The organism is Microbispora sp. CA-102843, assembly GCF_050936215.1.
Taxonomy (GTDB): domain Bacteria; phylum Actinomycetota; class Actinomycetes; order Streptosporangiales; family Streptosporangiaceae; genus Microbispora.
Map to the genome: position 1 here is coordinate 8604318 of NZ_JBNJNF010000001.1, position 20246 is coordinate 8624563.

Below are 20246 nucleotides of genomic sequence, written 5' to 3' on the forward strand. Positions count from 1 at the left end.
CTGGTTGCGGATCACAGGTGGGCGCGGCGCGCCCGGATCTCCACGGCGCTGGCACCGCTTGTGCCGGTCGCGGTGGTCGTCACCGTGATCGCCCGTGAGAACGGGTCGTGCCCGGCCATCGCCGGCGTCAGATGCAGCCACCTGCTGGCCGACCCAGGCCCCGTCGAATCCACCGACCCGGTGACGTCCGTCCCGCCGGCCAGGTCCCACGTGTTCGTGCTCACCCGGGCGGCGCGCATGTTCTCGCAGTCCACCAGCACCCGCTGCCCACCGGTGATCGCACCCGCGTAGGCCAAGGTGACCCCGGTCGCGACGTCGGTGATCTTCGGGTTGGTCGCCGGTCCGGTGATCCGGACCAGCGCGTCGACGATCGGCGCTGTGCTCCCGGCGAGCGGCGTCACCGTCTGCGCCGCCGCCGGCAGCTTGCCCGCCCAGGTGAGCGCACTCACGTCCCGCCAGTACGTGCCCGGGATCGTCAGCACGACCTGCATGCGCGCGTACCGGTTCGGTATGTCCACGTCCGGGTCGGCCGCGGCGAGGACCGTCGCGGACGCCTGAAGCTCGATCCCAGGTGCAGGCATATGCCGGACATCGAGCAGCCGGTGCCGCACCCCGAACACGCTGTAGAGCGCGGCGAGGTTGTGTTCCAGCGCCTCCAGGTCGCCCTCGGTGCCGTCCGGGCGGCAGCAGGTGACGAACAGCCCGAGCGTGATGGTGGTGGCCTCGACGTCCAGCCCGAGGACCGGCAACTGTCCCGCCCTGCCTGGAACCTCCACCGCCACCGCCTTGGCCGCGGGGAGCGGGCGGCGGCGAGTGGTGGGGGTGAGGTACCAGCCGGTGGAGTCCATCGGGACCCCATCGACGGTGTACGTCGGGTAGGTCAGCGGCGGCACGTTCACCCCCTCCTGGTGCGTCTGGTGTCAGTCGAGGCCGAGCGAGCCGACGAACTGCAGGTCCCGGTTCGTCTTCGTGGACGTGGGCTCGGGCACCGGGTAGTAGGTGTTGGAGTGCACCGTCACCCCGCGCGCCTTGGCGACGATCGCCTCCAAGCGGCGGATGGACCGTTCGTCCAGCGTCGCGACGAGCTGCCCGAATCCGCCGCCGCCCGTGCTGTAGCGGGGACCGTTCAGGCCGGGCACCACGCTGTAGCCGAGCATGTCGGCGGCCTGGTGGAGGGTCTCGCGGCCGCGGGCGCGCCTGTCGATCGGGACGACGACTTCCCGGCCGGCCTCCCCGACGAGGATGGTCGGGGAGCTGACCAGCCCGCCGTCGGCCATGGCCGCCGGTTTGATGACCACCGGCTTGGCCGACGTCACCTGCTTCAGGCTGCCCGAGGCCGAGCCCATCGCCTTCAGGCTGCCCGTCACGGTGCCGGTCTTCGCCTTGGACGAGCTGCTCGACGAGGTGGTCTTCTTCGTCGGCGCGGACGGCGCCACCGTGCCCGGCTTGCCACTGGACGAGGTCTTGCTCGACGCGGACGATCCTGCCGACGACGCCGCGGCCGAGGCCGCAGAGGCGGCGGACGACACCGACGACGCCAGCCCATCAACTGACGACGCCAACCGGTCGATCGACCCCGACAGCGTGGACATCTGACCGGCCAGGTCGCCGCCCGCCTGCTCGATCGCCGAGCCGACCTGGTCGGCCGCCTCCGCCGTCGCCGTACCAGCGTCGCCGACCGCCTTCGTGACGACCTTTGCCGTGTACCCCGTGGCCAGCGTCAAGCTGTCCAAATTGTTGAGGTCGACCTCGACCACGCCGGTTCCCGACCCTGTCGCGGGCACGGACGTTGTGCCGCCGACGGTGACGTGCTTCCCACCGGACGCCGGGACGAGCTGCTGCCCGAACATGTCGGCGACGGTGGCCAGGATGTCCAGCGACCGGGCGCGTTTGCTGGCCGCGAGCGGAATGTATGCCTCGCCGCCGCTCTCCGGCTCGGCGAACACGCGCATCGCCCCGGCGGGGGCGATCTGCGCGACGTGCGCCTCGCGTAGGCCTCCGCCGGCGTAGTACTCCACCACCCCGCCGTCTGCTTCCTTGACGGTGGTGGTGTAGGAGCGGCCGGTTTTCGTATCGACCTGGGTCACGATCTTGTAGCCGTTGAACTTGTTGATCAGGGTCTTGATCGCCGACTCGGCCTTGCTCGTGTCGGCCATGACCTTGACGGTCTTGTCCCGCAGCTTGTCCAGCGCGCCCTTAACGCCGTCGATCTTGCCCTTTGCCTTGTCGGCCTCGTCCCTGGTGATGCCGAACTTCTGCGCCAGGCCGTACACCAGATCCTGCGCGTCCCGGGACTTACCGGCCAGCGTGAGCAGCGCGCCCACCTGATCCAGCACCGCCTTCTTGGCGTCGCCCGTACGGCCCGTCAGGGTCTGCTGCTTTTCCGCCATTTCACGGACGCTGTCGATGTACCCGGAGAACTTCTCGCGGGCGGTGATGATCGCGTCACGCTGCTCGTTGGTTTTCGCCTTGGAGATGTCCAGCGTGCCGTTCGCGTCCTTGATGGCCCCCCGCAGGTCGTCGTACTTGCCCTTCAGGGTCTCGATCATCTGGGCGAAGTCCGTGCTGGAGGTGAAGTTGTTGAGCGACTTGTTCAGCCCGTCGACGGCGCCCGTCGCGCCGTTGACCTTGCCGCCCATGGTGCCGATGGCGTCTCCGGCGGTCTTGGCGCGGATCGTGGCGAGTTCTTTCTGGTGGTTCAGCTCGTCCAGCCGGTCCCGCAGCGCGTCGACCTTGTCTCCGGCCTCCTTGCCGGTTTGGGTGAAGTAGAGCCATTCGCCGATGTTGGGGCCCTGCAGGTCGAGCTGGTGCTGCAGTTCCTTGTTGACGGCGGCGATCTGCTGGTCGAGATCACCACCGGCGCCGGCGAGGACTTTCTCGGTAAACCGGTCCGCGGCAAGGGCGGCATCGTTGAAGCGCTGCTCCAGGATGAACAGGCCTGCGGTCAGGATCGCGCCGCTGGCGACGCTTCCGCCGAGCCCGCCGAGCTTGTCGGTGAGGCCGCTGATCTTCCCCCGCGCCTTTCCAGCAGCCTCACCAACGTCGGAGATTTTGCCGCGGAAGGTGCCCAGCAGGTCCGACACCGTATTGAAGGCCTGGAAGCCTTTCACGGCCAGGACGACCGCGCCGATGGCCAGGGCGAGCGCCTTGATCTGACCGGGCGACATGCCGTCGAGGATGTCCGCGAGGAGCGCGAACGCGCCGAGCTTCAGGGTCGTGCCGAGCTTGGCGGCGGCCATGATGCCGCCGATGCCGAGCGCGATTGCCTGGATCTGGTCCGGCTCCAGGTTCGCGATCTTCTCGGAGATGATGACGAGCAGGTCCAGCGCCTGCGGGCCGATTTCACCTCCCGCCTTGACGATCTTCCCCACCGCTTCGGCGATGTTGAGGAAGATCTCCTTGACCTTGGGCCCGTTCTCCTCGGCATAGGCGATGAACGCTTTGAAGTCCGGGTTGTTCTTGAGGGTCGTGCCCCAGTCGGCGAACTTCTTCGACCCGGCCTCAAGGGAGTCGACGACTCCGTCGGCGTGCGGCAGCAGGGCGTCCAGGACGCCCGCGATGCCCTTGAAGGTGTTCCCGGCGGTGTGCCCGAGGGAGGTTATGGCGTTCGGCATGGCGGTGTTCATGTCGTAGAAGAACTCGCCCCAGAACGGCGCTTTGAGGGCCGCCTTGGCGTCCTTCTCCAGGTCCAGGAAGGACCGCCCGGCGGTCCGCACGAGGGGGCTGATGCGGGGCAGCTGCGAGGAGACCAGGTCCAGCCCGCCGCTGATGGCCGGGAAGACGTCGCCCTCGAGGCTCTTCTGCCAGTCCTCGTATTTCTTCTGGAAGCCCTGGATGTCCTTGGCGAGGTCCTGCTCAGCCTTGGACAGCTGGGACATCTTGCTCGCGGCTCCGCCGGCGGCGCCGCCGGTCTTCTCCATCGCCGCTTTGGCCTGGAGCTGCTGGACCTTGAGCTGCTGGGCGGCGCGTTCGGCGTCGCGCTGCGCCTTGATTACGGCGGCCTGGGCCTTCGCGATGGACTTCTGGCCCTCGATCGCGACGCGCGCGGACTCAGACCGGGCGTCCTTGAGGTCGCGCTCGGCGTCCTGCTCCCGCCTGGTCGCGGACTCGACGCCTTCCTTGGCCCGGCGGACCTGGTCGGATCCTTCGATGCCCTTGGCGTTGGCGTCGGCCTGTTCCTTGGCGAGGTCGCCGTTGCGTTCCTTGATCTCCTTGAGCGCCAGCTGTGCTTCCTTGACCCGGAGCGCGGCGTCCTGCCGGTCCAGCCCGCTGGCCTTCGGGTCGGCGTTGCTCTTGGCCAAGTCGGCCTGGGCGCGCAGGATGTTGAGCTGGGCTCTCTCCTCGGACAGAGCGCCCCGCTCGGTCGCCAGCGCCAGGTCTTCCAGCCGCTCCCGGGCGTCCTCGCGTGCCCGCGAGAGGTCCTCAAGAGCGCGCTGGGTAGCGCGGTGGGCGTCGGCCACAGCGCGCTCGGAATCCTCGACACGCCGGGTCGCGGACGCCTGCCGCTCGGCGGCCTGCTCGACCGCCGCAGTGACCTGCTCCTGGGCCTGCCGTACGGCGGCGTGGGCGTCCCGGACGCGGTCCTGGGCCTGCGCCAGCTGGAGGGATGTGGCCGCGGCCTTGGCCTGCTTCTGGGCGAGGGACTCGGTCGCCCCGCCCGCCCCACCGGCGGACGACTCCTGCTGCTGCAGGGCCTCGTTTACCCGCCCCAGGCTCGGGATGGCAACGGCCGCGAATCCGGCTGCGCCGACGCCGGCCGCCGTGAACGCGGCACCCAAGGCACCCACGCCGACCGCGATACTCGTGGCCGCCGGTAGGGACGCCAACGCCGCGGCGACCAGGGCGATGTTCGCCAGCGCCCCGCCGACGTCAGCGTTGACGTTGACCTTGGCGGTGCGGCCGTCGACCTTCGACACCTCGCGGTCGACGGCGCGCAGCTCGGTGAGCGCCTGGCCGATGTCCGCGCGGACATTGATGTCCGCCTCGTTCATCTGGAGCTGCTGCAGCTCCCGCTCGATCCGCTGGATCTCCGCGTGTGCCTCGGCCGCGGACACGTCGATGCCGATCTTCTTGCCGCTGAGGCTCTCCAGCTCGCGGCGCAGCTCGGCGAAACGCCGCTCCGCCTCGGACGAGTCAGCGTCGATCTTGATCTTCGGCAGGGCCTTCGTCGCCGCTTCCAGACGGCGCCGCATGTGATCGGCCGAGGCTCCGGTCTCGGTCATCTGCCGACCGAGGTTGGTGGTCTCCGCCTTGGCCTGCCGCATGCCGACGAGGTAGTCACCGACACGAGCGCGGAGCGAAATGCTGACGCTGCGATCCGCCATGCGAACCACCCCCGGGGCCAGGTCGAATTACGGCGAATCGGTCACGTCCGCGGATTGGAACGTGTCATGCTGACCAGTCGGATCGGGGGATCACTCACACGCTTCTGGAGGCCCTGCGATGCCCAACCTCGGACCCTCGGACATGCTCGTCATCCTGCTCGCCCTGGTGGTGGTCGCCCTCATCATCGGCGGGATCGTCTTCGCCGCCGTCAAACTGGCCAACCGGTCGAAGAGGTCATGACCTGCGCCGAACATCGAACAGCAGGCCGTCCGGCGCAGCGGCCCATTTCGCCCTTTCCGCCTCCAGCGGGGTGCAGGCATGACACCGAAGAGCGCTTGCCTGGTAGCGGCCTTCCGCTGCGGGGTCGGTCGTCTCCGACAGGGGCTGATGGCACCCGGGGCAGCGGTCGGCCTCCTCGGCCATGTGGCCGACCGCCCAGTCGAAGTCGTCCTCATCCCACTCCGACTCCCACGTAGTTTCCGAGTGGGTAAGGCGGCCCGTCGCCTCGTCGTAGAAGTAGACGGTCCGCGCCCGTGCCGGCCGCCCCAGCACCCGCGAGCGCGGGACCTGGTAGCGGCTGGCGACGGCCATCTCCACCGCATGGGCCCCGCCTAGGCGGAGCCGCTCACGGATTTTGGGATGTCGACCTTCTTATTGTTCGCCTGGAGCACGGTCCACCACAGCTGCTCCCACTGGCCCTGCGTGAGGGTCTCGTCTACGAGCCGCTCAGCCTGCTCCACGCTCATCTTCGGGTCCACGCAGCACGCGGCGAGCGCCACCACGGGAAGGGTCTCGGCGTTGTAGTCCAGGCCCGCCTCCTCGTCCTGCGGGCGAGGCTTGTGCTGGGCGACGAGGTTGGACCACTTCCGCTTCGGCAACCCCTCGATACGGAAGGGGACGACGTTCGCCTCCATCTGCTCACGGACGGACTCCATGAGCTCGGTGATGGCCCGCACCTCCCCGTTGTCACCGGCGAGAGAGTCGCTGCGGGGCTTAGCGAGGGCGGCCTGGCGCTGCCGCTCCAGGTCCTCCCACTCGGCCTGCAGATCACCCTTCAGGCACAAGGGGACGGTCTTGGTCACTCGGGTGGCATTGGCGAAGACATCGTTGATGTCTGTCATGCGGCGACCACCGCGTTGTCGTCGGCCGGGGAGTGGTTGAACAGCTTGCTGATGAACTTCTGAACCTCGTTGGCCGCGGTCTGCTGCTTGCGCCGCTTACCGCACTCGGCCGGGTAGATCTCGGCCTCCTGCCCAGCCGCCCATGCGTCGCCCTCCGGCAGAGTGCGCCGCACCGCGAGGAAACCCATCTGCTTCTCCTGGAGGGTGTTCCAGGCGACGTCCTCGGCGGGGATCTTCTTCCGCTTGCACGTCAGCTCGATGCCGAACGCGGTGCTGCCGCCGCGCTCGGTCGGACCCGTGGACGCCAGCGAGCTGTTGTCCACCGCGGCCTGGTCAGGCGTGACGTTGAACCCGTCCTTGGTGATGTACAGCTGCAGGTCGACGCCCGCGTTGAGCTCGGCGGCGGTCGGCGCGTGGATGTTGGCGATGTTCAGGCACCACGTCACCTTGTAGTAGCCATCGCCAAGAAGGTCTTCGGTGTCTGCCATGGGGTTACTCCTTGTCGGCGTCGGCCGCGCGGCGCGGCCTGGGGGCGGTGGGCTGTCGGGCAGGCGCCGACGGCGGACCGGCCGGGGCGGTGGGCGCCTGTGCGGGGTCCGGGGCCGGCGGCTCGGCGAGCTCGTAGTCGGGGAAGTAGCGCAGCGCGGCCGGGTTGATCTCGGCCGTCGCGCCACTGTCCTTGTGGCGGACCTTGACATGGATGATCGGCATGACGGCGCCTCAGATCCGCAGCGCCGCGAACGTCACCGAAGTGACGGCCGAGCAGACGACGGTGGCCAGGCCGCCGTCGTCGGGGTCGCCGAACTGCGGCAGGACCGGAATGAGCGCCTCCGCCCCGGCCGCGATGGTGTACGCCTTGTTCGGCAAGGCCACCTGGTAGGTGGTCTTGCCGACGCCGGAGAACGTGGCGGTGATGGACGAGTCGCCGCCGTTCTTGAGGTGAACGAACGTCCGCTCACCGGCCTTGACCTTGTCGCCGGTGGTCGCGGTAGCTGGGTGGTAGGTCGGCGTGATGCCGCCCACGGTGATCGCCTGGGGTGTGCGGGTGGCCATCGGCTCCTCCTGGGCATGCCGAAGAGCCCGCCAGGGCGGGCAGGATGAAGTGGAGGTCAGAGGGGGTCTGACCTGGTCATGTACTGGGCGGTCGCGTAGTACAGGCCGGTGCTGTTGTCGTCGCGCCGTACGTGCTGGGAGCTCTCGCGGACGGCCTTGCGGACGCGCCGCCCTGGCACGGCAGGGGCGGTGGTGAGCAGCACGCCGTTGCTGCGGTCGGCGACCCACATCGCCTGCTCCGGCCCGACGCCTACGCTCGTGACCTGGTATCGCAGGTCGTTGGGCATGGTGTCGGCCAGCGTCCGATCCACCTGCGACTCGACACCGGTATCGGGGTAGAGCACCGCATACTTGGCCGGCGCGTCTCTCGGCGCGCCAGCCAGGTAGACGGGGCAGTCGTCGCCAAGCGCGCCCTGCACGAGTTCCTGAATCGCTTGGACAAGCGGGAGGGATTCCAGCGGTTCGGTCATCACAGCAGGTCCCGGGCGATCTTGTCCAGGTCCGCGATGAACGCGGGTTCGACCTTCACGGCGGCGCGGGCGCCGTCGAGGTGTGGCGGCTGGTGAACCGACCCGTACTCGAAGCCGCGGCCCATGCCGCCCTGCGGCCGCATGGACTCGGGCCCGACCTCCCACTCGACCGCGTCCCTGGCGGGGATCTGCTCGGCCGTGATGCTCCTGGGGTAGTGCTGGCCGTGCGCGCCGGCGGTGTCGCGGGCGTTGTCCCGCCACTCGTTCCGCAAGGCTTTGGCGTGCTTCTCGACGACCTCGTACGCGCGGGAGGCCGCCTTGTGCTCGGCGCCGTCCAGGAGCCGCACGATGTCGAACAGATCGGACCCGTCGAGTTCGATGTCCGCCACCCGGCCACCCCCTTTCTACGACTTGTCCTCGACCATCAGGTGCCGACCGGTGGAGGTGCCGGAGTATCCGACGTCGACGACCTCCATCGGGCGGCCAACCGCCCAGGCGTCGTCGGATGCTGTGAGGGTGAGCCGGTCCTCCCGGCGCACCTCCGGCACGGCGTCCCAGGGCAGGCGCACCGGGTACTGGTGCAGCGTGACCGACTGCGAGTCGCCCAGCTGCGTGTCGTCGCCACCGGCGGACCGCTTCAGCCGGCACGGCCCGGCGTACACGGTCTCCCACTGCTGGACGTACTCCCCCGTTGCGGGGTCGAACGTGGGGGGACCGGCCTTGCGTTCGATGAGGCAGGCGTCGAGCAGCAGTTGCGCGGCGGCCCGCCGCCCGCCTGCCAGGACGTCCTCGACACTCATGTTTGCCTCACGCTGAACGCACCCCCGCGGTAGGAGCGCAGGACATCCTTGTCGTCTGCGGTCAGGCTGGCGTTGCCGACCGTCTCCCGGGCGAAGGTCCGCGAGTAGTCGTCGATCTGCTCGGTGCGGAGGTTTTCTGGGTTGGAGATGTTCAGCGTGGCCAGTCCGAGGACGATGTCGACGATGTCCTCGGGTACCTCGGCGTACCCGTGGCTGTAGGTCAGGCGCACCCGGGGCGCCCACACCCCGCGGACACGGTTCCACGGCCACCCCATGAGCCGCGTGGAGGGGTTGTAGGGGTAGCCGCGGGTCAGCTCATTACCGAGCCGGGTGTAGTCGCGGTCCTCCACCAGGGTCATCTCAGGGGCGCCGAACTCGCCCAGCTCGACCACGGTCAGCGGGTGGGCCTCGTCGACGACGAGTGGCCGCTGTGGAACGCGCAGCACCCGGTCCCCGCCTGCGACCTCCATCGTGTCGCCGGTGACGAGGGTGATGGTCTGCCGGGTGTAGGAGCGGACCCGGGCCGAGGCTCGCCGCAGGGCGAGCGCGGCCTGGGCTTCGGGCAGGTCACGCTGGAGGTGCGCCTGGAGGTCGTCCACTGTGGCGAGCGGAGGCAGGGACACGACGGCCTCCCCTCAGATGAGCTCCTCAAGCCGGTTGACCAGGGTCTTGCGGGGATTGGCCTTGGCTGTTTCGGCCTCGTACGCCTCGATAGCCCGCTCGGAGTCATCGCCGACCCAGGCGAGGATCTCCGCCACGGTGCCGTCGGGGTCGAACTGGTCGCCCTGCTCGCCGCCCTCCGGGCCTTCGGCCGGGTCCTCGCCGAAGGAGTCGCCAGGGGCTGGCGGCATGTCCATGTCGGTGAGGACCTGGCGGGCCTCGTCGTCGACCGGGTCGACGGGGGCGCCGGTGCGCAGCATGTGCACGGCGGCGTCCCCGACGAACTCCTCACCGGCGTCGAAGTCCAGCGGCTGCATGCCGTAGTAGGCCTTGAAGGCCTCGGTCGCGACCGCGCGCATTACGCGTGCTCCAGGACCACGGCCCGCTTGTACAGCGCCGCGTCGCCCGTGGTGGCGTCGGACGGCACACCGAAGTCGCCGACCCAGGACCAGGCGGAGCCGATGACCTGCTGGAGCCGGTCCTGCGGCGGCCGGGTGATCATGGCGACCTGGACGCCGTTCGCCGGGCCGACCATCTGGATGGACGGGATGTCCGACACGTCGGTCTCGGCGAGGAGATCGCCCATGCCGTCGAACGGGGCGGAGATGAACGCCTCGGCACCGAACACGATCGGCCGGTGCACCGTGAGGTTCCCCGAGGATCCGCCGAGCACGGTCGGGGTCTCGTTGTCTCTGACCCAGTCGATGCCCGCGAAACGGCCGATCGACAGGTCCCGGTAGATCGGGGAGTCGACGCGGCCCTCGAGGGCCCTCTTGAAGTCGTCGTCGTCGAACAGCTCGTTCTCGGTGTCGGGGTCGATGTGCGCGGTGTAGTACCCGCCGAACGTCGGGACGTTCATCTTCCGCAGCCTCGCGACGGCGCCGCGGAACATCTTGAAGGTCGCGGTGTTCGACCCCGACAGGTCGTAGGCGGTGGCCGAGGTGCCCGGGCGGATGCTCACGGGAGCGTTGGCCGCCACCACGGCGTCGCCAGCGGTGTCAGCCCGCGCGGTGCCAAGCGTGAGGGTGTTCGTGCTGGTGTTGACGCCGGTCACGGTGTTGGCGCTGCCGCCAATGGTGACGTCGAGCGGGTTGGAGGCGCTGACGGGGGTCGGCTTGCCGTTGACCAGGACGGTCTCGAAGCCCTTCACCGACTGCACGACGATGGAGGTGTCGGAGGAACCGCTCGTGGTGCACCATGTGCGGCCGCCGGCGTAGGCGCCGTACAGCTTGTTGCGGGCGATGCGGTTGAGCGACTGCCCCGCGTTGATCGCGAGCTTCTGCACGTCCTCCATGTACTTGGAGGCCAGCGTCATCGCCGACTGCAGCATGTTCGTGTCGATCGCGGAGCCGTACTGGTCCATGACGACGCTGTACTGCTCGACCGCGTACGTCTGGGTGGACGGGTCGCTGCCGGTGATCGGCGTGGTCACCGGGTTCATCAGGCCGGTCCTGGTGAAGGTGCCGGTGTCGCCGAGGTTGACCCGCCACGGCCGCGGAGTGGCGATCATCGGGAACAGGAACTCCGGCAGGAGCGCGTCCTCGAAGACCTGGTACAGCAGGCCGTTCTGCATGATCTCGCGGATCGCCGCGGGGAGGGTGGACCGCACGTCGTGGCGGCCGAGGTCGAACGCCCAGCGGGCGGTCGCGGTACGCATGGATTACTCCTCGTTGATCGTGATGGACACGAGGTCCGGGTACTGCCGGGCGATCTCCTGCAGCCCGAGCAGCGCGGTCTGGGTGATTGCCGACACGGCCGCGCAGACGCGGCCGTCCTGCACGTGGCCCTCGTGCCCCTCCACCTCGATAGAGGTGAGACCCGCGCCCAGGCGGGCACGGACGTGGATCACGAGCGGGTGCGGATGCCGTATTGCGCCGCGGCGGCCTTGAAGGTCTCCCGGTCGGCCTTCCGGTAGTCGACCGGGCCGGGGTCCTGGCGCGGCCCCTGCGACGGGTCCGGCTTGGGCTGCTTCTTCGGCGGCGGGGCCGCAACCTGCTTGCGCAGGTGCGGCTTGCGCTCGAGCAGCTGCTCCAGGTCAACCTGGATGGCGTCGACGTCGATCTGCCCGTCGTCGCCCGTGTAGGAGGTCAGGTCGAGGAACGCGTGCGCGTCCTCGGGGTCGGCGAACGCGTCGGCCGCGAGAGCGCGGACCTCGGCGCGGACGGCCCGCTGCGTCGCCGTCTGGGCGCGTTGCTCGGCCCGCTCGGCCCGCTGGGCGAGCTTCTCGGCCTCAGTCTTGTCCCGGTCCTCGTACTCGGCGACCTGTGCCGCGAGCGCGTCGGCCCGCCGCTTGGCCTCGCTGGCTTCCCGGCGGAACTGGTTGCGCTCGGCCTTCATCCGGTCGAGCGCCCGCCTGCCCTTCTCGCCGAGGTCGGCGGAGTCGTCGGGCTGATTGCCCGGCTCGGGGTCGGTGTCCGGCTGGTCGTCCGGGTTGCCCGGGTCGTCGGCCGGCGGCTGGTCGGGCTCGTCGAAGCGGGCGAGGTCGAACAGCCAGGGTCGAAGATGGGTGATCATCGGTCTCCCGTTGCGGGATAGGCCCCGGCCCTTGCGGCACGGGGAGGTCTATGAGAGGGAGGCGGCGGCGCGGGCGGCCGCGCGCTGCCGCCGGCCCGTCGAGCCCTTGTCGAGGTAGCCGAACTGCTCCAGCAGCCGGATCGCCTCGTCCCGGTCGTCGCCGGCGTCGGCGAGCAACTGCTCGGGCATCGGCCGCACTGTCTGGGAGCGGCGGTATCGCTCCCCGCGGACCTTCTTCACGTTGCCGAGCTTCTTGCCGGCCAGGCCGCGTACGGTGGTGCCCTCGGTCGTGATGAGGCGCCCGCCAGCGGTCTGCATGCCCCGCCGGGCGTTGAGGACCTGGCCCATGTCCGCGCCGAGTTTGATCGCCTCGGCCCCGCCGACGGTGAAGGCCTTCTGCTGGTCCGGCTCGGGCATGCGCGCGAACAGGTCCTCCGGCGACGGCGGCGGCGTGTCGCCCTCCCGGTGCGGGACCATCGTGCAGTCGCAGCGCGGGTGCCTCAGGAACCCCGTCGACCAGGAGTACGTCCGTCCGGCGAGGATGATGCACCTGCCGCACGCCGGCAACGACACGTGCCGCACGTACGTCACCCACCGCCGGTTTGCCACCATGCCGACCTGATCCGCTGCGCGGGAGGCGTCGGAGACCTCGGTGTCGACGATCCGTGTCAGCGACTCCAGCCCGGCCAGTAGCGCCGTCTCGTCGTCGGCTCCCCGGACGAGCAGGCCCATGGTGCGCAGCGCGGGCTGCATCAGCAGGCCCGTGAGCGCCCGCCCGTCGGCCGCCAGGCCGGCGAACGCGGCCGGAGCGACCACCGCGGCTGCGAGCGGGATGCCCTGCTCCTCGGCGAGGGCGTCGGCGTACGGCTGCGCCATCGCCGCGGCCGCCGTCTGCCCCAGGACGAGCGCGCGGAGCATCTCGGCGAGCTGGGCGAGCCAGGAGTCCAGCACCTGGCCGGGCTGCACGCGGGCCCACAGGTCCTGCGCCTGGTTGACGGTGTGCCGTGCGAGGGTCTGCTGGGCCCGGTAGTGCTCGGCCGTGATCTGCTCGACCGTCACCGGTTACCCCACCGGCTGCGGGTCGGGCTGCCGCTGCGGCTCCTCGAGGGGCGGCTTCGGCCCGGACAGGGCGGCCATGTCGCCGGCCAGCACCCGCGCGAGGGCGTTGTCCGCGGACTTGGCGTCCTCTTCCTCCATCCGGAGGATCTGCGCCTGGGTGTAGCCGAGGTCCTCCCGGGTTTGCCGCAGCGGCACGATCTTCGCCGCGTTGAGCTTCACCGCAGCGTCGGCCTTCTGCGCGACGGTGGGCGTGCTCGCGTCCCGCCAGAGGGTCTCCAGGGACAGAGCGTCCGGCGGCACATCGCCGTCGCGGACGAGCAGGACCAGGCGCTGCACACGCTCCCAGGACCCGCCGAAGGAGCGCTGCTTACGCTCCGCCCGCTTCACCAGCCGGGACTCGTCCGACCGGATCGCGTCTGCCGAGGCGGGGTTGTCGGTGGCGTGGCCGAGGAACCGTGACGGCAGGCCGGCCAGGGACGCCACGAGCATCGCGAGCAGCTTCAGCGTCTCGTGGAAGTTGCTCAGGCTGGCCTCGGGGAACTGCCCGATCTGGACGCCGTCGTCCTTGGCGTTCTTCGCGATCGCCCAGATCCGGCCCGCGATCCGCTTCAGCGCCGAGATGCGGTTGCCGTTCTCGTCCTCGAAGTCCTCCGGGCCGACGCCGATCGCGTACCTGCGGGGAATCGCGTGGAACTCCGCCGACACCATCATGTCCGTGGCGACCTTGCAGGCGGCGTCCGAGATCGGGATGACCGGCTTGAGCTCGCTCACGCCGGCCCGCTTCAGCCGGGGCCGGTTCACGATCGGCTCGACGAGGACTTCGCCCAGCTCGTGGTCATCCCGCGGGTGCTCGGGGTCCTCGATCCACTCGCCGTCCTGCTTGACCCACCAGCTGTTGGAGTTCGGCAGGTAGAGGGTGGCGTGGTCGACCTTGCCGTCGGCGGTCTCCTCGCACCACCGCTTCACTGCGGCCGCGACCTTCCGCGTCCTGGGGTCGCGCTCGGCATAGCAGTCGAGCGGCGACTCCACCGTGATGATCGGCGTGTCCGGGTCGTCCTCGTTCGCCCCGACGATCGCGTAGGCGCGCTTCATGATGAGCGCGTCGACGTGCGCCTGCTGCGACTGCTCGTCCATGTCGTTGGCCTGCCAGATCCGCCACAGCTCCGCGTCAGCCTCAGCCTGTGAGCCGAAGCGGAACCCCTCGACGTCCAGCCGCTCTTCCACGGAGTCGACGACCAGCCGCGGCCACTCGATGACGACCTGGCGCACCCGCTCGTCGAGCTCCTGCAGCAACTCCGGCGCCATGTACGACAGCGACTGCTCGCCCTCGTAGTACGCGTCCAGGTTCTTGAGCTCGCGCAGCTCCTTGTCGTGGCACTTGATGAGGTGCTTCAGCCACTCCTCGTCCGAGCGGTCCACGCGCGATCACCTCATCTCATGACGATCACCTTGGAGGATCGGGTGCGGACCCGGAACAGCCCGGCGGCGTGCGCGTCGCCGGCGGCCTCGTGCGCGAGGATGCTGATCACGCACTGGTCGATCTTCTGCCCCTGGGACGGCTTGGTCAGGACGTACCGCTGCGCCGGCCGGGCCGCCTTCCGGGCGTTCTTCACGTGCACGGAGGTGATCGGGCAGCCGTCGTGCGTCAGCGGGGAGTCGGCCTTGGCGACGTCGACCAGGAGCCGCTCGGCCGCAGAGTGCATCTGCGCGACGCGGTAGGTCGCCCAGCGCAGCACGCGGGTGGCGCCGTACTTCTCCGCCCACGCATCGAGCTCGCTCGCCCAGTACGGCGGATCGCCGTACATCCGGACGACCTTGTACGTGGACATGATCTCGTCCAGGGCGGCATCCACCTCGAGCCGCGGCACCTGCCCGCCGTACCGGGCCGGGTCCCACACGGCCGGGAGCCGGTCGGGGCCGTAGGTGGGGGTGAACTGGTAGCCGTCGGCGGTCTCCGCCCGAAACCCGGTGTAGTCGTCGGAGTCCGAGCCGTCGAACCCGAGGACGATCGGCGTGCCCGGCTCCACGGTGCGCGGCCGCGCCCGCGAGTCCCACAGGTCCCCGTCGATGTAGTGGCCGGCGCCGTACACGATGCGGTTGCCGTAGAACCGCTCCGCCTGCTGGGGGTCCTTCTCCAGCAGCTCGGCCGCCTCGGCCTCGATCGCGTCGAGGTCGACATGCGGTGAGCCCTTGTAGACATGACGGTGGATCTTCCGACGTTCGGCCTTCACGCCGTACCGCAGCCCGGCCGGGGGGATGCGGTGGAAGCGGAAGATGTCGGGCCGCTGCGACTCGGCCGTCCGCTGGGCGACGGACTCTTCGCTGGGGTCCCACGCGTTCGTCGTCTCCATGGTCCTGCCGCCCATGCCGGCCGCGCCGCGGCGCTGGGTCTCGGCCACTCGGACCATCTTGTTGGTCTTCGTGTACAGCCCGGTCTCGTCCTGCAGGGCGAAGATGATCGGGTTGCCCAGCCGGGACAGGGCCGAGCTGGTGACGATCTCGATTTTGCCGTCGTTCGGCAGACGGATGAACTCCTCGCCCACGCGCATCAGGGCAGACAGCGGACCGCTCTTGATCATCGCCTGTAGGGGGCGGTAGACGTTGTCGACCTGGTCCTCGGAGGTGGCCAGCAGCTGGATCAGCGGCGTTGGCCACGGCCGACCCATCGGGTCGCCCGGCTCATACTCCCAGTACCAGCCGCAACCGCATCCCCAGTCGCGGCATTCATAGGCCTCGCCACCCTGAGCCCAGCCGTTGAAGACCGCAGGCCCGACCGCCTCGTTGCAGGTGATCGACGCCGACCAGGGGCCCTTGCCGGTCTTCTGCGGGGCGACGATCTGCGAACGACGGTAGTAGAACGCCGGCGCGAGCTGCCCAACCTTCGCGTCCGGCTTGACGCGGTAGTGGTTGACCGTGCACCACAGCTGCCAGTCGTACATCGTGAACGGGTCGCCCTTGTGGAACCCGTCGGGCACGACGCAGTGCGCCTCGATCCAGTCAGCGGCCAGGAACCCCAGCGTCGGCCAGGAGACGACCTGCTCGTCAGCCGCCGTCGCCATCGGCGACGACCTTCAGTCGAGACCGCGAGGACGGCCGGCGGGCCGCGCTCCTGCGCTCCTCCCGCTTCCCGGCGACCTCGTCCATGGCGATCCGCCACCGGTTCCGCAGCATTCCCTGCACGCTCAGGCCGAGGCTATCGAGGTACTGCCGGACCACCTTCTGCAGCTCGACGGAGGCCTTCGGCAGCTCGGCCTCGGCCAGCTTCCGCACGAACATCGCGACCTCGTACCGCTGGTCGAGCTGCTCCCACATCACCGCCTGCGGCCGCGACCACAGGTCACGCCACAGGTCCCACTCGCGCGGCTGCAGGTCGATTAGCGGCCAGTCCGGCGGGTCACCCTTGCGGCCCTCCGCCGGCAGGGTCGTCCACCCCGCCTGGTCGCTCGGTCGGTCGCGCCGCAGCGCGTTCGGGTCGGGGGCCGGTCCGGAGACCGGCCGGGATCCTCCTCTGGGCATGGCGTCCTTCCCTCCGCCGCCTTGCGCGGCATCGGCAGTCCGGTCACATTGCGTGACCGGGGGGACCTTTTGAACCTGACGGACCTGGGAGCGCCCTCCCCCGCGGTCTCCTGCAAATCGGACATAAGGGGCATATCCCCACCCCCTCTGACCTGCGGAAACGCGACAGGCCTCTGACCTGCGGAAACGCCAGGTGGGAGGAATGTCCGATTTCGCGTGTGTCGACCGCCAGCAGCGACCGTGGGTCAGCCGACGTCGATGTGCTGGTCGAAGACCAGGAGGCTCTTGGCCCCGCACTCTCTGCTGGCCTCGGCCAGGGCCTCCAGGTCGAGGTCGGCCGCGTCGCGATGGCCGGACAGGACCAGGGCGAACTGGTCGCCGGGCAGGGGCAGGACCTGCAGGCGAGGCAGGGGCTCGATCCAGTCGGACAGGTTCTGCCGGCGGGCCCGGTCAGGGTCGCCCTGCTGCGGGGCGAGCCGAGCACGCAGGTCGGTGAGGACGCCGTCGGTCGCCGGCGCCTGGTCGCTACTCACCTCGGGCCTTGCGCGTGCGCGCGGCCTTCTTGGCCATGCGGACCCTGGCCTCATGTGTCTTCCCAGCGTTGGCGATCTTGGCGGCCTTGGTCTTGCTCATCTTCGGCTTCATCGCCTCGTACGCTTTCTCACGGCCTGGGGTGATGCCGCGTACCCGGGACCTGCCTGCCATGTCGATCACCTGTCCTGATTCGCTGTCCAGCTGCTCAGCCCATGAGCCTGTCGTAGAAGTTGAGGCCCTCGCCGGCGTTCTCAACTTCGCTCACGGCGTCGTCCCAGGCTTCCTGCTTGGAGCCGTCGATGGCGATACCCCAGCTGTCGTCAGCGCCCATGATCTCCAGGCGGTCGCCTGCGCCTGTGCCGCGCCAGGTGCCGAACAGTTCGACGCGTACATCGCCGACGTTGGTCTTGAGGTCTACTCGGGTGACATGGTCGGCGGCGGCGCCCTTGTAGAACCGCTCCGACTCGTCGAAGCCTTCATAGACGACGTTGATCGCCTGGTTGATCTTGGAAAAGCTTTTGGCGTCGAACAGGGTCTCGACGGGACGGCCGTCGTCTCCGAGGTGGCGGATGCCGAACTTGTGGTCGTCGGTGATGAACACGTCGACGTCGCCGTTGCCGGTATCTACCCGGAATGAGGAGTCCAGCTGCATGTTGGCGTCCTCGATACGGCCCAGGTCTCTTTCTTTGAGCTGGACGGCTGGGGCGTTACGCAGCTCGTCGTTGGTGGCGCCCGGCCTCGGAGTCAGGCGCAGGCTGACCGTGTCGTCGTCCTCCCGGCGCAGCAGGGCGACGTTGCTGATCGCGTTGCCGCTGGGGGTGCTTTCGACGCGGGTCACCCAGTACTCGTCAGCGCCGCCCCATCCAACGGAGTTGAGTGCCGTGTTGAAGTCGTGGGCCTCGCTGCGGTCGAGGGTCACGCTGGAGTGGCCGTTGTAGACGGTGAGGCCGCCGTCGGCGTGCCGGTCGAGGGAGAGGTCGCCTCCCTTGCTCAGGGAGACATCGGCGGTCGAGACGATGTCGGGCATGCCGCGGCCGTTGCCGTGGCCTGATGGGTGGGAGGCGCCGCCGATGTTGCCGCCCGCGCCATGGCCGAACCTGCCGCGCCGGTCGCGGGGGTGGTCGTGCTCGTTCCAGGGGTGGCGCATGCTCACCCCCGGGGAGTGCTACGAGCGGTTGTTCCAGCCGCCGGGCTGCAGGCGGGCGGTTTCGCTGCTGTGGCAGGGGCCGCACAGGCCGCGCCCGTACTTCGGGTCGTCGGGGTCGAGGCCGCGCTCTTCGAGCTCGCGGCGGTCGAGGGGGTAGTGGTCGGCGTGCACGCTGCGGGCTTTCCCACACAGCACGCACACCGGGTCTCTGCGCAGCACACCGCGGCGGAAGCGACTGCGGTGGCGGGAGCCGTACCCACGCTGGGAGGCGGTGCCGCGTTTCTTCTCGGCCTTGGCCTTGCACGTGTCGCAGCGGCCGCCGGCGGTGAGGTTGGGGCAGCCGCGGGTGGTGCAGACCGTCAGCGCCTTGGCCACGGCCCCACCTCCTGGCGATCAATCGCCTGGTGTTCGAGAATTGTTCGAATGCGCAGGTACAACGAGCCCGCCGAGGTCGTCACGGGCGAGAACGGCGCTCCGGCCCGGCTGACGGCGTGGGGCAAGACGCTCGCCGTCGCCGAGGTCCTCAGCCCGCACTGGGAGCACCAGGAGCCGTGGTGGATCGGGGCGCGCGCCGGCCGGACAGTGGAGGAGCTACGCGTACGCCACTACCGCGTCCGGGCGCACGGGCCGCGGCGCCAGGTCGTCGTGGAGCTGGTCCAGCGCGCTGAGGGGTGGTTCGTCGTCGGCGTCGAGGACGGAGTCGCCCGCCTCGTCGGGGGCGCGCATCTCACGCTCCAGGTCGGCCAGCTCCAGGAAGTCGTACACGTTGTACGGGCCGATCCGACCAACCGGCTGGATGCGCTTGCGGCTGATCCAGGAGCGGACGGTGCCGGCCGGGACGCCGCAGACGGCGCCGAACTGGCTGGGGGTGACGAGGTCCTGGGGCTGCACGATCACCCCCGGAAACGCGAAAACCCCCGAACGGCCTGTTCGAGGGCATACGTGATCTGCTGGCATCAGCGTTGCACGCAGGTGGCAGGTTCGGCAAGTAGGCGGCCGATCATGGCGTGTCGGCGAGCCCGAGCCACTCGGCGACCGTCATGCCCATCGCCTCCGCCGGGATAGTGAACGGCAGGAGATGCGGGATCACGACAGCGCCGCCGTCCGAGGTCACGCGGACGTCAGCGATGTCAGGCAGTTGCGGAGGGGAGGCAATCACGATGCCTCCAGTGTGCCAGGTGACGGCGCTTCCGGGGTGCCGTCAGGGCGGCTCGGTGAACCCACGGCAGGCCTCAGGCGTCCCAGAAGGTACTCGGGGACTCAGACGACAGCAGACCCCCGGGGGAAGCCCATGGCACGCAGAAAGTCGGTCAACCTGTTCTGGCCGATCATGATCGCGGCCCTCGTGATGGGCGGCTGCATGAACCTCGTCAACTCGGTCTTCGGCGACGGGGACGACAAGCCCGTGCAGGCTGCTGAGGTGTTGGCCTCCCCCAGCGCGAGCACAGGCCCACTGCCCAACCTGATGAAGAAGACGCTCGCCCAGGCGCAGAACCAGGTCGAGGCACTCGGGTTGGAGCTGTTGACGCAAGGCATCGGCGACTACGACTACTGCGACGACCGGTCCGATTGCTTCGTCTACCGGATGACGCCGAAGGCCGGTACGGTCGTCCAGCCCGGTGGCGTGGTCGCGGTTCGGGTCGTGACCAGGGAAGAGTGGGCGTTCTACAAGAAGCATCGGACGATGCCGAACGTGGTCGGCTGGGCCGAGGATCGGGCGGATGACCTGTTCGACCCGATCGACGCGTCCGTCACGTCGTCGAACAAGGAGTCGGCCTCGGTGCCCGTGGGTCAGGACCGTGTGATCGCGCAGTCGCCGAAGCCTGGGGCGCGGTTGCGGGTCGGGCAGAAGATCAAGCTGGTGATCGGGTACAACTTCGGCTCCACCTCCTCCTCCGGCGGCGGCGGTGGCGGTGGCGGGGTGGATATCGACGTCCACCACCATTCCCACAAGAGCAGGTTCTGCAGCAGACACTGGTGGTGCTGAAAGCCCTCGCCCTGGACACGCGAAACCCGGGCGACCCTCCGTCCGGAGGGCTCCCGGGTT

The 20246-nt window shown here is 69.5% G+C and carries 27 protein-coding genes; 2 read left to right on the top strand and 25 right to left on the bottom strand.

Annotated elements, in window-relative coordinates; all coding sequences use genetic code 11:
* Nucleotides 1–11: 11 nt before the first annotated feature.
* Entirely contained in the window at nt 12–899 is an 888-nt protein-coding gene (locus ACQEVJ_RS39730; RefSeq protein WP_433109833.1) for a hypothetical protein, read from the bottom strand.
* 21 nt (nt 900–920) lie between these two features.
* Nucleotides 921–5324, bottom strand: coding sequence for a hypothetical protein (locus ACQEVJ_RS39735; protein WP_433109834.1), 4404 nt, complete (start codon nt 5322–5324; stop codon nt 921–923).
* Between the two features lie 118 nt (nt 5325–5442).
* On the opposite strand from ACQEVJ_RS39735, the gene ACQEVJ_RS39740 reads away from it, so the two are divergent.
* Nucleotides 5443–5565, top strand: a complete 123-nt coding sequence (locus tag ACQEVJ_RS39740) for a hypothetical protein (RefSeq protein WP_433109835.1) — start codon at nt 5443–5445, stop codon at nt 5563–5565.
* Here ACQEVJ_RS39740 and ACQEVJ_RS39745 read toward each other — a convergent pair.
* The 23 genes from ACQEVJ_RS39745 to ACQEVJ_RS39855 form a co-directional block, all read right to left on the bottom strand.
* Entirely contained in the window at nt 5560–5916 is a 357-nt protein-coding gene (locus ACQEVJ_RS39745) for a hypothetical protein (RefSeq protein ID WP_433109836.1), read from the bottom strand. The genes ACQEVJ_RS39740 and ACQEVJ_RS39745 overlap by 6 nt on opposite strands.
* Before the next feature lie 20 nt (nt 5917–5936).
* Nucleotides 5937–6446, bottom strand: a complete 510-nt coding sequence (locus tag ACQEVJ_RS39750; RefSeq protein WP_433109837.1) for a hypothetical protein — start codon at nt 6444–6446, stop codon at nt 5937–5939.
* The gene (locus ACQEVJ_RS39755; protein WP_433109838.1) at nt 6443–6934 is read right to left on the bottom strand and encodes a hypothetical protein; all 492 of its coding nucleotides are present in this window, start codon (nt 6932–6934) and stop codon (nt 6443–6445) included. Before ACQEVJ_RS39755 ends, ACQEVJ_RS39750 begins: the two co-directional genes overlap by 4 nt.
* A gap of 4 nt (nt 6935–6938) precedes the next feature.
* Nucleotides 6939–7157 carry a hypothetical protein gene (locus ACQEVJ_RS39760; protein ID WP_433109839.1) on the bottom strand — a complete coding sequence of 73 codons (219 nt, stop codon included), beginning with the start codon at nt 7155–7157 and terminating at the stop codon, nt 6939–6941.
* 9 nt (nt 7158–7166) lie between these two features.
* Nucleotides 7167–7499: a hypothetical protein gene (locus tag ACQEVJ_RS39765; RefSeq protein WP_433109840.1), complete on the bottom strand. Its 333-nt coding sequence runs from the start codon at nt 7497–7499 to the stop codon at nt 7167–7169.
* Between the two features lie 56 nt (nt 7500–7555).
* On the bottom strand, nt 7556–7969 hold the full coding sequence (locus ACQEVJ_RS39770) for a hypothetical protein (protein ID WP_433109841.1): 414 nt from the start codon (nt 7967–7969) through the stop codon (nt 7556–7558).
* Nucleotides 7969–8358, bottom strand: coding sequence for a hypothetical protein (locus ACQEVJ_RS39775; protein WP_433109842.1), 390 nt, complete (start codon nt 8356–8358; stop codon nt 7969–7971). The genes ACQEVJ_RS39770 and ACQEVJ_RS39775 overlap by 1 nt, the downstream gene beginning before the upstream one ends.
* 15 nt (nt 8359–8373) lie before the next feature.
* Entirely contained in the window at nt 8374–8769 is a 396-nt protein-coding gene (locus ACQEVJ_RS39780) for a DUF6093 family protein (protein ID WP_433109843.1), read from the bottom strand.
* Complete coding sequence (locus tag ACQEVJ_RS39785) at nt 8766–9392, bottom strand: hypothetical protein (RefSeq protein WP_433109844.1); 627 nt, start codon at nt 9390–9392, stop codon at nt 8766–8768. Before ACQEVJ_RS39785 ends, ACQEVJ_RS39780 begins: the two co-directional genes overlap by 4 nt.
* A gap of 12 nt (nt 9393–9404) precedes the next feature.
* Nucleotides 9405–9788: a hypothetical protein gene (locus ACQEVJ_RS39790; protein WP_433109845.1), complete on the bottom strand. Its 384-nt coding sequence runs from the start codon at nt 9786–9788 to the stop codon at nt 9405–9407.
* Entirely contained in the window at nt 9788–11086 is a 1299-nt protein-coding gene (locus ACQEVJ_RS39795) for a hypothetical protein (RefSeq protein WP_433109846.1), read from the bottom strand. The genes ACQEVJ_RS39790 and ACQEVJ_RS39795 overlap by 1 nt, the downstream gene beginning before the upstream one ends.
* Nucleotides 11087–11089: 3 nt before the next feature.
* Nucleotides 11090–11278: a ribosomal-processing cysteine protease Prp gene (locus ACQEVJ_RS39800; protein WP_433109847.1), complete on the bottom strand. Its 189-nt coding sequence runs from the start codon at nt 11276–11278 to the stop codon at nt 11090–11092.
* A complete protein-coding gene (locus ACQEVJ_RS39805; protein ID WP_433109848.1) occupies nt 11275–11943 on the bottom strand; it encodes a hypothetical protein in 669 nt (222 codons plus the stop codon). Before ACQEVJ_RS39805 ends, ACQEVJ_RS39800 begins: the two co-directional genes overlap by 4 nt.
* 48 nt (nt 11944–11991) lie before the next feature.
* Entirely contained in the window at nt 11992–13002 is a 1011-nt protein-coding gene (locus ACQEVJ_RS39810) for a hypothetical protein (protein WP_433109849.1), read from the bottom strand.
* Between the two features lie 3 nt (nt 13003–13005).
* Nucleotides 13006–14421, bottom strand: coding sequence for a phage portal protein (locus ACQEVJ_RS39815; protein WP_433109850.1), 1416 nt, complete (start codon nt 14419–14421; stop codon nt 13006–13008).
* Between the two features lie 11 nt (nt 14422–14432).
* On the bottom strand, nt 14433–16061 hold the full coding sequence (locus tag ACQEVJ_RS39820) for a hypothetical protein (protein ID WP_433109851.1): 1629 nt from the start codon (nt 16059–16061) through the stop codon (nt 14433–14435).
* Complete coding sequence (locus ACQEVJ_RS39825) at nt 16045–16518, bottom strand: hypothetical protein (RefSeq protein WP_433109852.1); 474 nt, start codon at nt 16516–16518, stop codon at nt 16045–16047. The genes ACQEVJ_RS39820 and ACQEVJ_RS39825 overlap by 17 nt, the downstream gene beginning before the upstream one ends.
* A gap of 245 nt (nt 16519–16763) precedes the next feature.
* Nucleotides 16764–17051: a hypothetical protein gene (locus ACQEVJ_RS39830; protein WP_433109853.1), complete on the bottom strand. Its 288-nt coding sequence runs from the start codon at nt 17049–17051 to the stop codon at nt 16764–16766.
* Nucleotides 17044–17223 carry a hypothetical protein gene (locus ACQEVJ_RS39835; RefSeq protein WP_433109854.1) on the bottom strand — a complete coding sequence of 60 codons (180 nt, stop codon included), beginning with the start codon at nt 17221–17223 and terminating at the stop codon, nt 17044–17046. Before ACQEVJ_RS39835 ends, ACQEVJ_RS39830 begins: the two co-directional genes overlap by 8 nt.
* Nucleotides 17224–17257: 34 nt before the next feature.
* Entirely contained in the window at nt 17258–18199 is a 942-nt protein-coding gene (locus tag ACQEVJ_RS39840; protein ID WP_433109855.1) for a hypothetical protein, read from the bottom strand.
* An 18-nt stretch (nt 18200–18217) separates the two neighbouring features.
* Nucleotides 18218–18574, bottom strand: a complete 357-nt coding sequence (locus ACQEVJ_RS39845; RefSeq protein WP_433109856.1) for a hypothetical protein — start codon at nt 18572–18574, stop codon at nt 18218–18220.
* A gap of 216 nt (nt 18575–18790) precedes the next feature.
* Nucleotides 18791–19096 carry a hypothetical protein gene (locus ACQEVJ_RS39850; RefSeq protein WP_433109857.1) on the bottom strand — a complete coding sequence of 102 codons (306 nt, stop codon included), beginning with the start codon at nt 19094–19096 and terminating at the stop codon, nt 18791–18793.
* Nucleotides 19097–19199: 103 nt separating this feature from the next.
* On the bottom strand, nt 19200–19358 hold the full coding sequence (locus ACQEVJ_RS39855) for a hypothetical protein (RefSeq protein WP_433109858.1): 159 nt from the start codon (nt 19356–19358) through the stop codon (nt 19200–19202).
* Nucleotides 19359–19490: 132 nt separating this feature from the next.
* On the opposite strand from ACQEVJ_RS39855, the gene ACQEVJ_RS39860 reads away from it, so the two are divergent.
* Nucleotides 19491–20186, top strand: coding sequence for a PASTA domain-containing protein (locus ACQEVJ_RS39860; protein WP_433109859.1), 696 nt, complete (start codon nt 19491–19493; stop codon nt 20184–20186).
* Nucleotides 20187–20246: the final 60 nt, after the last annotated feature.

Bases quoted from the DNA above. Each gene is read 5' to 3' on its own strand.
- ACQEVJ_RS39735 (WP_433109834.1), bottom strand. From the start codon at position 5,324: ATGGCGGATCGCAGCGTCAGCATTTCGCTCCGCGCTCGTGTCGGTGAC.
- ACQEVJ_RS39740 (WP_433109835.1), top strand. From the start codon at position 5,443: ATGCCCAACCTCGGACCCTCGGACATGCTCGTCATCCTGCTCGCCCTG.
- ACQEVJ_RS39745 (WP_433109836.1), bottom strand. From the start codon at position 5,916: ATGGCCGTCGCCAGCCGCTACCAGGTCCCGCGCTCGCGGGTGCTGGGG.
- ACQEVJ_RS39750 (WP_433109837.1), bottom strand. From the start codon at position 6,446: ATGACAGACATCAACGATGTCTTCGCCAATGCCACCCGAGTGACCAAG.
- ACQEVJ_RS39755 (WP_433109838.1), bottom strand. From the start codon at position 6,934: ATGGCAGACACCGAAGACCTTCTTGGCGATGGCTACTACAAGGTGACG.
- ACQEVJ_RS39760 (WP_433109839.1), bottom strand. From the start codon at position 7,157: ATGCCGATCATCCATGTCAAGGTCCGCCACAAGGACAGTGGCGCGACG.
- ACQEVJ_RS39765 (WP_433109840.1), bottom strand. From the start codon at position 7,499: ATGGCCACCCGCACACCCCAGGCGATCACCGTGGGCGGCATCACGCCG.
- ACQEVJ_RS39770 (WP_433109841.1), bottom strand. From the start codon at position 7,969: ATGACCGAACCGCTGGAATCCCTCCCGCTTGTCCAAGCGATTCAGGAA.
- ACQEVJ_RS39780 (WP_433109843.1), bottom strand. From the start codon at position 8,769: ATGAGTGTCGAGGACGTCCTGGCAGGCGGGCGGCGGGCCGCCGCGCAA.
- ACQEVJ_RS39790 (WP_433109845.1), bottom strand. From the start codon at position 9,788: ATGCGCGCGGTCGCGACCGAGGCCTTCAAGGCCTACTACGGCATGCAG.
- ACQEVJ_RS39795 (WP_433109846.1), bottom strand. From the start codon at position 11,086: ATGCGTACCGCGACCGCCCGCTGGGCGTTCGACCTCGGCCGCCACGAC.
- ACQEVJ_RS39805 (WP_433109848.1), bottom strand. From the start codon at position 11,943: ATGATCACCCATCTTCGACCCTGGCTGTTCGACCTCGCCCGCTTCGAC.
- ACQEVJ_RS39820 (WP_433109851.1), bottom strand. From the start codon at position 16,061: ATGGCGACGGCGGCTGACGAGCAGGTCGTCTCCTGGCCGACGCTGGGG.
- ACQEVJ_RS39825 (WP_433109852.1), bottom strand. From the start codon at position 16,518: ATGCCCAGAGGAGGATCCCGGCCGGTCTCCGGACCGGCCCCCGACCCG.
- ACQEVJ_RS39835 (WP_433109854.1), bottom strand. From the start codon at position 17,223: ATGGCAGGCAGGTCCCGGGTACGCGGCATCACCCCAGGCCGTGAGAAA.
- ACQEVJ_RS39840 (WP_433109855.1), bottom strand. From the start codon at position 18,199: ATGCGCCACCCCTGGAACGAGCACGACCACCCCCGCGACCGGCGCGGC.
- ACQEVJ_RS39860 (WP_433109859.1), top strand. From the start codon at position 19,491: ATGGCACGCAGAAAGTCGGTCAACCTGTTCTGGCCGATCATGATCGCG.